Origin of the sequence: Amycolatopsis sp. NPDC004079, assembly GCF_040610415.1 — a bacterium.
GTDB lineage: Bacteria > Actinomycetota > Actinomycetes > Mycobacteriales > Pseudonocardiaceae > Amycolatopsis > Amycolatopsis halotolerans.
In genome coordinates, this window is sequence record NZ_JBEXMH010000061.1 from 24,364 (window position 1) to 37,205 (window position 12,842).

A 12,842-nucleotide genomic window follows, 5' to 3' on the forward strand; every position below is an offset into this window, starting at 1 on the left:
CGAGGCAGGCCAGCGCGGTGCGGCGCGCCGTCACGCCGGCAGCCCGGCGATGATCCGGCCGAAGCTGCGCAGCGACGGGTTGTTGTCCTCCCAGTATTGGCTGTGCGCGGCCCCGGACAGGCCGCCCTCGTACCACGGGCCTTTGTCACCCGGCGCGGATTCGAAGACCTGCCCGCCGAAGTCGCCGCCAGCCGGGCTCGGGCCGAGCGGATCGTGACCGGGGAGACCGATGTTGGTGATCTTGATGAGGTCGTGCTGCGCGACCGTCGAGTGCACGTGCTGGGCGACCTGGTCCTGCGGCACACCGTCGAGATGCAGTTGATTCGCGTGCTCGACGCCGACGCCAGGACTGCCGACGAAGATCAGATCGTCCGCGTTGAGCCCGCCGTCGCGAGCCGCGTGGCCGATCACCGTCGTGCCGTAACTGTGACCGAGCACGGTGTTATGCGACGGGGAGCCCTCATGCGACGCGCGCAGACCGTCCTCGAATTTCGACAACGACTCCTTGCCGCCGTCGGCGTATTTCTCGCTGGCGGCGTCCACGAGCTCATTCGGCGCGTCATAACCGACCCAGGTGATCACCGACGTCGACGGCGAGCCCGCCATCGTCGCCGACTGCCACATCTTGTCCGACCGGCCGAGGTCGCCGCCGATCTTGGCCAGCTCGCTGCCGGTGCCAGGAACGTACGTCGCGACATTCGCCGCGGTATCCGGATTTCCGGCGGCGACCACCGCTGTGCCGTCGCCGCTGACGTCGAGCGAGATCAGGAAAGCCGGAGGTTTGCCGTCGCCGGTGGCCGCGAGCCGGTCGCGGATCGCGGTGAGGCCGCGCAATTGGGCGTCATCGCCCTTCCGCTTGTCGATCTCCTGTTGCAGCACAACGCGATTCGCCGCGTCGCGATCGACCACCGGGATGCCGTCGAGATTGCGGATCAGGTCCGGGTTGTCGCGCAGGATCGAGGACTGCGCGGAGTCGGACAGGCTGTCCCACCACGCCCGGTTCTCCGCCGGGGTGCCGTTCGGTTTCGGCTGGCTGCTCGTCGCCATCGCCAGCGCGACGACCCCGGAGCCACCGCTTTCGCCGTTGGTCGCGCGGTCGAGCACGACGGTCAGATCCGCGTCGACCCCGGTGGCCTCACGGAGAATCTGGCCGACGCGATCGGCGACTTCAGCCTGTCGCTCGGGTTCGCCGCTGACGCCGCCACCGTCGTCGATCCGCATTCCGTTGCGTGCGGCGAAATCGTCGACCTCGCGCACCGCCGAACTGATCCGCTCGACCGCCAGCTGCGCGTCGTGCACCCCGCGCCGAACCGCCGACACATCAGTGGTCAGCTGCCGCAATTCCGTTGCCAGCGCAGTGCCTTTGGCCGTTGCCGCGTCCGCCGCGTCGCCTTGCCAAGAGCCGAACTTCGTCATGGCTTCGGCATCGTCGTTCGCCCCGGTGAGCCGGGCGGCCCGGGCACCGAGCGCGTCGACCGCCGAAGCGAGGTCGGCGGGGTTCCAGCGCCGGACGTCTCCCCAAGTGATCATCGGCCCGCCGCCGCGATCTCGCCGGTCGCGTTGTGGTCGGTGTCGCGGTAGCCGGCTGCGGCCTGGTCGAGGTTCCCCGCGTAGGCCTCGGTGTCGGCTGTCCACTTCGGAACGGCCCGGCCCCAGGCGCCGGACAGCCGATCCGCCGCGGCCACGCTCGTGCCGCCGGACAGCCCGACCCCGGCGAGCGCGCCCGCGAGGTCGGCCGCCCGCACGGTCGCCGCCGCCTGCCGCGCCCGTCCGGCCGCGGTCGCGACCTCCGCCGGAGCGACCTCGAAACCCGTTCCCATGCGCATCTCCCCCACCGCGGCGACCGGACGACCCGTACGACGGACGTCCGCGGCACCCGGTTCCCCGCAGTTCGACCTTCGCGAAAACTCCTGCCATGATTCCCCCGCCAAGGCTCTGACCTGCGCAAACCCTCGCCTAGCTTGTCCACATATGTGAACGCTAGTCACGTGACTGAATAGTTATCAGCCCGCGTCTTGCCCGCCGCTGACCAGCGTGTGACTGTGTACGGCGAAGTTCGTACCGGAGCGGGCCAAGCCGGCACGCGACGAGGAAAGGCGTTGCGCGGCGGCGGGTTCGGCCGTTCCGCAGTGCTGGACCAGTCCGGCAGTCCTTGTCCCTCGACCCCCACTCGTCCGGCCCGGACGGCGCTGGCCTTCCGGTCAGCGGACCAGGACCGGCCGGCCATCCCGGAAAGAGACGGCTCGGCAATGACACAGACAGCCGCGGCGCGGCGGCCCATCGGCAGAACGACGCTGTACTTCTTCGGTGCCCTCGGCGGCATCCTGTTCGGTTACGACCTCGGCGTCATTTCCGGGGTGTTGCCGTTCATCGGGAAACTCTGGGGCCTGTCCGGATGGGACAAGGGCGTCATCACCGCGAGCATTTCGATCGGTGCGATCGTCGGTGCGAGTTTCTCCTCCCGGCTCAACGAAAAGCTCGGCCGCCGCCGGACGATCATGGTCGCGGCCGTCGTCGTCATCATCGGCACGATCGCGGCCACCTTTTCCCCGACGTTCGCGTTGCTGATCGTTTCCCGGCTCGTGATCGGCGTCGGCATCGGCCTGTCGTCCTCGACGGTCCCGACGTATCTGTCGGAACTCGCTCCGGCACGGCTGCGCGGGGCGATGGGCGCGCTGAACCAGATCTTCATCGTGCTCGGCATCCTGATCGCGTTCCTGGTCAGCTACGGGCTCGGCACGTCGGGCAACTGGCGGCTGATGTTCGCCGGCGCGATCGTGCCCGCGGTGATCCTGCTGGCGGGCTTGGGATTCCTGCCCGAAACGCCGCGCTGGCTCGTCGCGAACGGCCAGGAGGAACAGGCCCGCGCGGTCCTGCTCAGCTCGCACGGCGGCGGCGTGAACGTCGACGAGGAGATCGGCACGATCCGCGAGGTGATCCGGCTCGACTCGGAATCGGCGAAGACCCGCTTCCGCGACCTGCTGACGCCGACCGTGCGGCCGATGCTCGTGGTGGCCTTGCTGCTCGCGATGGGCCAGCAGTTCAGCGGCGTGAACGCGGTGAACGCGTACTTCCCGACGATGCTGATCGGCCTCGGTTTCGCGACTCAGGCGGCGTTGCTGTCCGGCGTGCTGCTGGGCGTGACCAAGTTCCTGTTCACCGCGTGGGTGGTGTTCGTGGTCGACCGGTGGGGCCGCAAGCCGCTGCTGCTGATCGGCAACGTGCTGATGGTGCTCACCCTGGTCGCGGCCGGGTTCATCGTGCTGGAAGTCCACGACACGGCGACCAAGGGCATCCTGATGCTGGTCGCGATGGTGCTCTACCTGGTCGGCTACGAACTGGGCTGGGGCGCGGTCGTCTGGGTGATGATGGCCGAGGTGTTCCCGCTGAAGGTCCGCGCGGCGGGCATGGGCGTGAGCAGCGTCGTGCTGTGGGCCGCGACCGGCATCATCAGCGCCGTGTTCCCGATCATCTCCGACCCCGGCGCACTCGGCCTCGGCGGCTCGATGTTCCTGTTCGCGGGCATCAACGTGGTCCTGTTCTTCCTCACGAAGTGGCTCGTCCCGGAAACCAAGGGCCGGAGCCTGGAGGAAATCGAACTCGACCTGCGCGGCCGGACGCATTCGAAGGCACGCGCCTGAATTTCTCCTCGGGGTACGGCCGGGCGGCAGGGGATTTCCCTTGCCGCCCGGCTGTTTTTCACCGCCCGAGCATGCGGTACCGCCGGGTGGCGAGCGGCAGGAAGATCAGCGTCAGCACCGCGGGCCACGCCATCGCGAGCAGCACGGAATGCTCCGCCGCCCAGCCATTCGCGGCCCACGCCGGGTTACTCGCCAGCTCGCGCACCGCGGAAGCCGTTGCGGTGAGCGGATTCCAGTTCGCGACCGCGCTCAGCCAGGCAGGCATGGTGTCCGGGGAAACGAAAACGCCGGACAGGAATCCGACCGGCCACACCAGCACCTGCACCGAAACCGCCGATTCCGGGGTCTTCAGCAGCAGCCCGAGGTAAATCCCGACCCAGACAAAAGCGAACCGCAACCACAACAGCAGCCCGACCGCGCCCAGCACGGACATCTGCTGCGGACGCCACCCCAGCGCCAGCCCGGCCCCCATCATCACGACGAGCCCGGCGACCGAGCTGATCAGGTCGGCGAGACAACGTCCGGTCAGCACGGCGAGCCCGCTGACCGGCATCGCGCGGATCCGCTCGGTGACGCCCTTCGAGGCGTCGGAAGTCACTGCGAGGACAGTGGATTCGAGCCCGAACAGCATGGTCATCGCAAGCATGCCGGGGATGAGGAAGTCGATGTACGCGCCGTCCCGGATGGCCATCGCGCCACCGAAAAGCTGGCCGAACATCACCACGATCAGGACCGGGAACAGCAGCGTGACCGCGATCGAGAACGGACGCTGCTTCCAATGCACCAGGATGCGCCGGGTCAGGACGGCGGTATGCGTCGGCCAGGACACGCGCGCGGGTGCCGCGGCGGGGATGGTCATCGAACCTCCTCGGAGACGGCGGACGAGGTCTTCCGGGAAGCCGCCTCGTCATCGCGCCTCCCCTCCTCGGACAGGCGGGCGTGACCGGTCAGGTGCAGGAAAACCTCGTCGAGCGTCGGCTTGCGGACGACCGTCTCGACCCGGTCCGGCCCCACCTTCGCCTTCAATTCGTCCGGCGTGCCCGCGGCGACGACCCGGCCCGCGTCGAGCACCGCGATCCGGTCGGCGAGCTGATCGGCCTCCTCCAGATACTGCGTGGTCAGCAGCACCGTGGTGCCAGTACCGGCCAGCGCACGGACGTCCGCCCAGACGTCGATGCGAGCGGCCGGATCGAGTCCGGTCGTGGGCTCGTCGAGGAAGAGCACCTGCGGGTTCAGCAGGAGTCCCGCGGCGAGGTCCAGCTTGCGCCGCATGCCGCCGGAGTAGCCCGAGACAGACCGCCCCGCCGCTTCGCCGAGACCGAACCGCTCCAGCAGCTCTGTCGCCCGCGCGTGAGCCACCCGCGACGACAACCCGCCGAGCCTGCCGAACAATTCGAGGTTCTGCCTGCCGGTCAGGATCTCGTCCACCGAGGCGTTCTGCCCGACCAGCCCGATCCGCCGCCGCACCTCGTCCGGCTCAGCGACCGCGTCGAAACCGGCGACCCGTACTTCGCCCGCGTCCGGCCGCAGCAACGTCGTCAGGATCCGGACCGCCGTCGTCTTGCCCGCACCGTTGGGACCGAGCAGGCCGAACACCGTCCCCGGCTCCACCCGCAGGTCAAACCCGTCCAACGCCGCCCTATCGCCATACCGCTTCCGCACCCCGCGCGCCAGCAGCCCGCCTTCTCCGTATGCCATACGAAGAAGGCTAGCACATCACTCCGTATTGCCTACGGAGTAAAGTTCCTATGCTGGTCACGTGACGACTGACGGCACCAACGGCGACCCCGCCGCGACGATCGCGCTGCTGTGGGGCACCCGCCAGCTGCCGAAGCGCGGCCCGAAGCACGGCCTGACCCCCGCGCGAATCGTCGACGCGGCGGTCGAGGTCGCCGATACCGAACAGGACCTGGCGACGCTGTCGATGCGCCGGGTGGCCGAGTCGCTGGGCGTCGGGACGATGTCGCTGTACACCTACGTCGCGTCGCGCGCGGAACTGGTCGAAGCGATGGTCGACGCGGTCTACGGCGAAGCGGTAGCCGAACTGTCCGAAATAGACGCCGACGACTGGCGCGACGGACTCCGCCGCGTCGCCGCCGTCAACTGGGCGATGCACCTGCGGCATCCGTGGCTGCTGCAGGTCTTCTCCGGACGTCCGACGCTAGGCCCCAACGCGATCGCGAAGTACGACCTGGAACTGGCTGTCGTCGACGGCATCGGCCTGGCGGACGTCGAAATGGATTCGACGATCACCCTGATGACCACGCACGTCGAAGGCCTGGCGCGCCGCAAGGTCGAGGCCGCGCGCATCGTGCGGCAAACCGGAATGACCGACCAGCAGTGGTGGGCCGCGACCGCGCCCGCCCTTGCCGAGGTCTACGAACCGCGGCGCTTCCCAGTCGCGGACCGGGTCGGCACCGCTGCCGGGCAGATCCATCAGGCTCCCTACAGCGTCGACCACGAGTACGCGTTCGGCCTGGACCGCCTGATCGAAGGCATTGCCGCGCTGGTCAACCGATCTGCTGAGTAACTGGCGCTTCCTTCCGCCCGACCACCGCCCCGGCGCTCGCGAGGCCCACGAAAGTCAGCGCCACCCACTGCACCGCGCGCAGATGCTCGCCGAGAACCAGCACCCCAGCCAGCCCCGCACTAGCTGGCTCGAGACTGGCCAGCACCCCGACCGTCCTGACCACCTCGCCGAGCACCCGGCATCACAGCACCGACGCACCACGGCGCCGTGCTCGCATCCCGGCAAGCAAGCGCCAAACTTCGCCCAGCACACCGCCCTGCCGGGCTCGACCGAACTCGGTCACGCTCAACCGGACTCGGCCAGGCTCGACCGGACTCGGCCAGGCTCGACCGGACTCGGTCGGGCTCGGTCACGCTCGGTCGGACTCGGCCGGACTCGGCCAAGCTCGACCGGGCTCCGTCGGATTCGACCGGACTCGGCCAGGTTCCGTCAGACTCGACCGGACTCAGCCAGGCTTCGTCGGGCTCGGCCAAGCTCGTTCGGACTCAGCCAGGCTCCGTCGAACTCCGTCGGGCCTAGCCAGGCCCCATCGGACTCAGCCGGGCGCAGCTGGGAAACAGCCCTCGCGGGACCACCGCAATCGATCAATCCGGCAGCATAGGCATCTCCACCCCAGCGTCATGGCTCAGCAGCGCCGCCCGAGTCAACGCCGCCGCACCGAAGCGGTTTCGCAGGGCGTCCACCGCTGAGTCCAGGGCGGTGGCTTCGGCGGACATCGCGGGGCGAGAAGGTTGGTCCAGCGGCAGCGCTAACTGCACCGCACCATGGCTGTCGAGGTTTGAGAACGACAGGCCCAGCAACGTCAAACCCCGGTCGTACACCAGTGGTTGCACCGCGGACAGCAGACCGCGGGCAGCGCACAGCAGCGTTTCCGTGTGGTCGGTGCTGTCGGCGAGCGTGTGCGACCTCGTGGCGCGGGTAAAGTCCGCGAAGCGCATTCGCAGCACTACCGTTCGGCAGACCCTCGACGCGCCGCGCAGCCGACGCGCTAATCGGTCCACAATGGACACTACGATCTCGTCCAGCTCGGCTGGGGAGCGGGAGCGGCGGCCGAGTGCGCGTTGGGAGCCGATTGAGCGGCGGCGTTTTCCTGGCTGGACCGCGCGTGGGTCGCGGCCGTGCGCCAGGGCGTGCAGGTGGCGGCCGGAGCCTGGGCCCAGCATCGAGATCAGTGCGGCTTCGGGCAGTTCGGCGACTTGGCGCACGGTGCGGACGCCTCGTTCCCGCAGTTTCGCAGACGTCACCTTTCCCACTCCCCACAATCGTTCCACTGGCAGTGGGTGCAGGAATTCCAGCTCAGCGTCAGGCGGTACCACCAGCAGGCCGTCCGGTTTCGCGACGCCGCTCGCGACTTTCGCGAGGAACTTCGTGCGCGCCACGCCTACCGTGATCGGCAGCCCGACTTGCGCCAGCACCTCCGCGCGCAGGCGCACCGCGATCTCGGACGGACGCCCGGCGATCCGCCGCAGGCCGCCGACATCCAGGAAAGCTTCGTCGATCGACACTCCTTCCACCGCCGGCGTCGTCTGCCGGAACACCTCGAACACCGCCTTGCTCGCCGCGCTGTAGACCGACATCCGCGGCGGCACCACCACGGCATGCGGGCACAATCGCCTCGCCTGCGCGCCGCCCATCGCGGTGCGCACGCCCAGCGCCTTCGCCTCGTAGCTCGCGGCCAGCACCACGCCACCGCCCACGATCACCGGCCTGCCGCGCAGCCGGGGATCGTCGCGCTGCTCGACCGAGGCGTAGAACGCGTCGAGGTCGGCGTGGAGGATCGGTCCTTCGCTCGTCACGAACATATGTTCGCATCGAACACCGACAAAAACCGCGATCCGTTCACTCGAACGGAGTAGAAAAATCTCCCAGAGCCCCGGCGGAACGCGCTAATGTCTCTCCCCGTGCGGCTCGTCCTGTTCGACCTCGACACCACGCTCGTCGATCGCGCGGAAGGCTTCCGCCGCTGGGTGTGGGAGTTCTGCGCGGAACACCGGCTCGCCGAAACGGACGCCGCGTGGCTCGTCGCCGCCGACGATCGCGGGCGCGCCGACCGGGCGACGTTCTTCAAGAATCTCCGCGAACGCTTCGACCTGCACGAAGCCGACCTCGAAGACGCCTACCGCGAACGCCATCCCGCGCTCGTCCCTGCCGCGCCCGGCGTGCTGACCGGCTTGCCCCGGCTGCGCGCGGCGGGCTGGCGGATCGGTGTCCTCGGCGCGGGCGAACCGCAGCTGTCCACCCTGCTGTGCACCGGAATCGCCGGGCTTGTCGACGGCTGGGCGCTCGCCGGGCCGGACGGACTGTCCACATCGGACCCGAAGCTCTTCGCGCTCGCCGCCGAACGCTGCGAAACCACCCTCGACGGAGCCTGGCTGGTCGGCGCGGATGTCGAAGCCGGGCGGTCCGCCGGCTTGCGCACCATGCGACTCGGCCCGGACCGCGACACCGCCGCCGCGATCGCGCTGTTGCTTGAGAGCTAGCTCTCCACGTCGATCTGCCAGGTGCCGTTGTGCTGCGACATCTTGTAGTGGTGCGTCTCGTTCGACACGCCGCCACTCGCACGGTGATAGGTGATCTTCGCGGTGAGCGTGTTCTCGCCGGTGACTTGGACGTCGTTCGCGGTCACCGAACTGAACTGGCTCCACCATGACTTGTACCGGTCGAAAGTCTGGCCTCGCGACGAGCGGAACCCGTCGCTGAGCATCGCCCAGCCGCTCTCCAGATTGCTCGGCAGGTACGAGAAGTAAGTACGCAGCGCGGAAGCCATCGCATCAGGCGAGTTCGCTGCCGAGCTGGAAGACGGAGGCGCACTCGACGAAGGCGCAGTTGACGGCTGAGTCGACGGCGGAGGCTGCGACGCGGACGAAGGCGGCGGAGCACTGGAAGGCGCGGAAGTCCCAGAAGCAGGCGGCGGGTTCGCGGCCGGGCTCTCTTCACCGTGGTTGCGGGTGAGGACGACGGTGACGATCACGGCGATCACGACAAGCAGCGCGCCCGCCCCGGCAAAGATCATCCCGCGGCGTCTTCGGTCCGAACCCGCGGGCGGCGCGGCGGCGGCACCCGCGGCCGGAACCGCGACCGTAGTCGGCACGACCGGAGGCTTGGCTTCGGGCAGCGTCGGCGGTTCCGGAACCGTCGCGACCGGGGTGACGCCGCCGTCGAGCTTGCGCAGCTCCGCGACGACCTCGGTCATCGACGGCCGGTCCTCCGGCTTGAGCTCCAGCAGCTTCAGCAGCAGCGGTTCCAGCTTCCCGGCTTGTTTCGGCGGGTTGATCGAACCGCTGGAAACCCGGTACAGCAAGGCGATCGCGTTGTCCGCGGTGCCGAACGGCGGATCGCCCTCCACCGCCATGTACAGCGTCGCGCCGAGGGCGAACACGTCGGAGGCGAAGGTCGCGTCCTCGCCGCGGGCGACCTCCGGCGCGAGGAACGCGGGCGTGCCGGAGATTTCGCCGGTCGCGGTGAGCGTGACGTCGCCGACCGCGCGGGAGATGCCGAAGTCGGTCACCTTGACCGTGGTGCCGTCGTCGCCGAGCAGGACGTTGCCCGGTTTGACGTCGCGGTGCACGATGCCCGCCCGGTGCGCGGCGGCGAGCACGCCGGCCAGCTGCACGGCGAACGGGATCGCCTCGTCGACGGTCAGCGGGCCGTCCTCGCGCAGTTTCACCGCGAGGCTGCGCGAGGGCAGGTACTCCATGATCAGCCACGGGCGGTCCTCGTGCTCGACCACGTTGAACACCGAGATGGCGTTCGGATGCTGCAGCCGGGCGGCGATGCGAGCCTCGCGCATGGCGCGGTTGCGGGCTTCCTCGACCTTGTCCTCGCCCTGGTTCACGGGCATGAGGAGTTCCTTGACCGCGACGACGCGGCCGAGGATCTTGTCCTCCCCGCGCCAGACCATCCCCATCGCGCCGCTGCCGATCAGTTCGACGAGCTCGTAGCGACCGGCGACCTGCCGGCTCTCCTCGGTCAACGGAAAACCCTTCGGTGCGACATCATCCACGGACGGCGATCACCCAGTTTTCCACGGACGGCCGGAGCCGGATCCGCGACCCACCCGCGTTCGGCCGGGGTTGCTCCGGGTGGCCGAGTCACGACAGGGTGAGCACATGACCACGACGGCGCCGTCTTTCCGGAGCGTGTTCCGGATGGGCGAGTTTCGTGCGCTTTGGCTCGCGCACGTGCTGTCGGTGGCCGGTGATCAATTAGCACGAGTCGCGCTGACTGTGTTGGTGTTCAACCGAACGGCATCCGCGGGATGGGCCGCCGGGACGTACGCGCTCACCTATTTGCCGGACCTCCTCGGCGGTGCGCTCGGCGGGCTCGCCGACCGGTTCCCGCGCCGCACCGTACTCGTGGTCGCGGATGTCGTGCGCGCACTGCTGGTCGCGTTGATGGCGATTCCCGGCATGCCCTGGCCGGTCGCCGCGGGACTGCTCGTGGTCGTGCAACTCGCCGCCGGGCCGTTTCAGGCCGCGCGGCAAGCTGTCCTGCCGGACCTGCTCGGCGAGGAGAAACTGGCGACCGGACAAGCGATCCTCTCCTCGACGTACCAGGCCGCTTTGGTGATCGGCTTCGGCGCGGGCGCCGCGGTGGTCGCGTGGCTCGGGGTTTCGGGCGCGTTGTGGGCGGACGCGGTGACGTTCGCGGTGTCGGCGGCCGCGCTGCGCTGGGGTTTGCGGCTGTACCCGGTCTCGAAGGTAGCCGAGCACGCGCCGCAGTGGGATTCGCTGAAGGCTGGCTGCCGACTGGTCGCGCGGGACCGGAAACTGCGGTCGCTGCTGGCGATCGCGTGCTGCTGCGGGTTCTACGTGGTGCCGGAAGGCCTGGCGGTGCCGGTGGCCGCGCAACTCGGCGGTACCGGAGTGCTCGGCTGGCTGCTGGTGGCGAACCCGGTCGGGACGCTGCTCGGGGCGTTGCTGATCAGCCGGTTGCCGCGGGCGCGGCAGGTGCGGTGGCTGGGCCCGCTCGCGGTGGCGAGCAGTCTCGTGCTGCTGCCGACCGGCTGGACGCCCGCGTTGCCGGTGGTCGTGGCGGTCTGGACGGTGTCCGGGATGTTTTCCGCGCACGACTTGATCACCCAGGTCCAGTACAGCCTCGCCGCGCCGCCGGAACAGCGCGGCCAGGTGATCGGGGTCGCGATCGCGGCGTTGCGGGCGGCGCAGGGCCTGACGATCGCCGCCGCGGGCGCGTTGGCGCTGGCTTTCACGCCGACGACGGTGGTCGCGATCGCCGCCGTGGCCGGAGCCGGGTGCGCCGGACTGGCCGGGATCGCGTGGGCGCGGGCGGTGCGAGCGGACCGCGCGGTGCGGCCCCGCCGAACTCCCCTCGACGGGGCCACCCCACCTCCCGCGCCGTAATCCGCGGGACGGGTGTGCCGCGGGACTGGTTCGGATCACGTCCAGTTGTTGTCACGCATGCCCTCTCACCTCCTCGTGGGGCGGGCTGGGGGCGGTTCAGCGGGTCCAGTTGTTGTCGCGCATGGCGGCAGTTCCCTTCGCAGTTCGGCGGTCGGCGGTCAACGAGGCTCAGCGGGTCCAGTTGTTGTCACGCATCGCGGCGGCTCCCTTCGTGAGTCGATGGCCGGTGGTTGGCGAGGTTCAGCGGTTCCAGTTGTTGTCGCGCACGGCGGCAGCTCCCTTCGTGGCTCGATGGGCGGTGGTTGGCGGGCTCAGCGAGTCCAGTTGTTGTCACGCATCACGGCAGCGGCTCCCTTCACGGCTCGACGGACGGTGGTCGCCGGGTCTCAACGGGTCCAGTTGTTGTCACGCATCGCGGCGGCTCCCTTCGTGGCTCGACGGGCAGTGGTCGACGGAACTCAGCGAGTCCAGTTGTTGTCACGCACGGCAGCGGCTCCCTTCGCGGCTCGACGGACGGTGGTCAACGAGGCTCAGCGGGTCCAGTTGTTGTCGCGCATCGCGCCGTCTCCTTTCGCGAATCGACGGTCAGTAATCGGCTGGATTCAGCGAGTCCAGTTGTTGTCGCGCACAGCGATCTCCTTCCTCGTCGTCAATCGGCGGACAGCGGGTTTCAGCGGTTCCAGTTGTTGTCGCGCATCGCGGCAGCCCCTTCCCGGATCAGCGGTCCGTGATCAGCAGGTTCAGCGAGTCCAGTTGTTGTCGCGCATGGCAGTTGCTCACCTCCTTCCCCAGCACTTCGCCCAGCGGTTTCAGCCGTTTCACCGGTTCCAGTTGTTGTCGCGCACCGCACACCTCCTTTCCGATCACTCGGGCCGTTATCAGCGGGTCCAGTTGTTGTCGCGCATCGCGCCGCCTCCTTTCCGCATCCCGGATTCCCGGCTCAGCCGCGTTCACCAGTTGTTGTCCCGCACGGTGGGCATCTCCTTTCCTCAGCGAGGGCCGAAAGTCTCGACCTCGAGTCGAGACCGCGAGGGCGACCTACGTCACCGAATCGCCGTCCAGTTGTTGTCGCGCACGGTTGTCACCTCCGTTTCAGAGTCGCGCCTTCGGCGGTTTTCGCACGTCAGCACCGGTGGGACGGTCACCGAAAGTGGCCATGGAGGTCCAAACGGGACCCTCGCGGATCCCCTGGTCCGGCCCGGATTCGGAGCAGCTGGCCACTACCCACAGTGGCCACCTCCCCTCGCCGGCCGTCTGACGCTGGGCTGTCCGGGCGAAATCGCCCCGGCGCTTCCCAGAGTCCGGACGACA

Annotated in this window: 12 protein-coding genes; 4 read left to right on the top strand and 8 right to left on the bottom strand. The window is 69.0% G+C overall.

All coding sequences use genetic code 11. The annotated features are described in order from the left end of the window. Window positions 1-30 precede the first annotated feature (30 nt). Window positions 31-1,530 carry an alpha/beta hydrolase gene (locus ABZX37_RS39575; protein ID WP_354748546.1) on the bottom strand — a complete coding sequence of 500 codons (1,500 nt, stop codon included), beginning with the start codon at window positions 1,528-1,530 and terminating at the stop codon, window positions 31-33. Continuing rightward, on the bottom strand, window positions 1,527-1,820 hold the full coding sequence (locus tag ABZX37_RS39580; protein WP_354748548.1) for a hypothetical protein: 294 nt from the start codon (window positions 1,818-1,820) through the stop codon (window positions 1,527-1,529). The genes ABZX37_RS39575 and ABZX37_RS39580 overlap by 4 nt, the downstream gene beginning before the upstream one ends. A gap of 429 nt (window positions 1,821-2,249) precedes the next feature. On the opposite strand from ABZX37_RS39580, the gene ABZX37_RS39585 reads away from it, so the two are divergent. Continuing rightward, window positions 2,250-3,641 (top strand): sugar porter family MFS transporter, encoded by a 1,392-nt coding sequence (locus tag ABZX37_RS39585; RefSeq protein WP_354748550.1) that lies wholly within the window; start codon window positions 2,250-2,252, stop codon window positions 3,639-3,641. Between the two features lie 58 nt (window positions 3,642-3,699). Here the strand turns inward: ABZX37_RS39585 and ABZX37_RS39590 are convergent, their stop codons facing one another. Beyond that, window positions 3,700-4,500, bottom strand: coding sequence for an ABC transporter permease (locus tag ABZX37_RS39590; RefSeq protein WP_354748551.1), 801 nt, complete (start codon window positions 4,498-4,500; stop codon window positions 3,700-3,702). Beyond that, window positions 4,497-5,339: an ATP-binding cassette domain-containing protein gene (locus ABZX37_RS39595; RefSeq protein WP_354748553.1), complete on the bottom strand. Its 843-nt coding sequence runs from the start codon at window positions 5,337-5,339 to the stop codon at window positions 4,497-4,499. The genes ABZX37_RS39590 and ABZX37_RS39595 overlap by 4 nt, the downstream gene beginning before the upstream one ends. Before the next feature lie 61 nt (window positions 5,340-5,400). Between ABZX37_RS39595 and ABZX37_RS39600 the strand changes: the two genes are divergently transcribed. After that, window positions 5,401-6,171: a TetR/AcrR family transcriptional regulator gene (locus ABZX37_RS39600; protein WP_354748555.1), complete on the top strand. Its 771-nt coding sequence runs from the start codon at window positions 5,401-5,403 to the stop codon at window positions 6,169-6,171. Here ABZX37_RS39600 and ABZX37_RS39605 read toward each other — a convergent pair. Together ABZX37_RS39605 and dinB are read right to left on the bottom strand one after the other, a co-directional pair. Then, entirely contained in the window at window positions 6,152-6,334 is a 183-nt protein-coding gene (locus ABZX37_RS39605) for a hypothetical protein (protein WP_354748557.1), read from the bottom strand. The genes ABZX37_RS39600 and ABZX37_RS39605 overlap by 20 nt on opposite strands. A gap of 421 nt (window positions 6,335-6,755) precedes the next feature. Next, window positions 6,756-7,973: a DNA polymerase IV gene (dinB, locus tag ABZX37_RS39610; RefSeq protein WP_354748559.1), complete on the bottom strand. Its 1,218-nt coding sequence runs from the start codon at window positions 7,971-7,973 to the stop codon at window positions 6,756-6,758. Window positions 7,974-8,060: 87 nt separating this feature from the next. Between dinB and ABZX37_RS39615 the strand changes: the two genes are divergently transcribed. Further along, window positions 8,061-8,651: an HAD family hydrolase gene (locus tag ABZX37_RS39615; RefSeq protein ID WP_354748561.1), complete on the top strand. Its 591-nt coding sequence runs from the start codon at window positions 8,061-8,063 to the stop codon at window positions 8,649-8,651. On the opposite strand, the gene ABZX37_RS39620 is transcribed toward ABZX37_RS39615, so the two are convergent. Continuing rightward, a complete protein-coding gene (locus ABZX37_RS39620; RefSeq protein ID WP_354748563.1) occupies window positions 8,648-10,144 on the bottom strand; it encodes a serine/threonine-protein kinase in 1,497 nt (498 codons plus the stop codon). The genes ABZX37_RS39615 and ABZX37_RS39620 overlap by 4 nt on opposite strands. A gap of 136 nt (window positions 10,145-10,280) precedes the next feature. On the opposite strand from ABZX37_RS39620, the gene ABZX37_RS39625 reads away from it, so the two are divergent. Further along, window positions 10,281-11,531, top strand: coding sequence for an MFS transporter (locus ABZX37_RS39625; protein ID WP_354748564.1), 1,251 nt, complete (start codon window positions 10,281-10,283; stop codon window positions 11,529-11,531). A 717-nt stretch (window positions 11,532-12,248) separates the two neighbouring features. Here ABZX37_RS39625 and ABZX37_RS39630 read toward each other — a convergent pair. Then, window positions 12,249-12,485: a hypothetical protein gene (locus ABZX37_RS39630; protein WP_354748566.1), complete on the bottom strand. Its 237-nt coding sequence runs from the start codon at window positions 12,483-12,485 to the stop codon at window positions 12,249-12,251. Window positions 12,486-12,842: the final 357 nt, after the last annotated feature.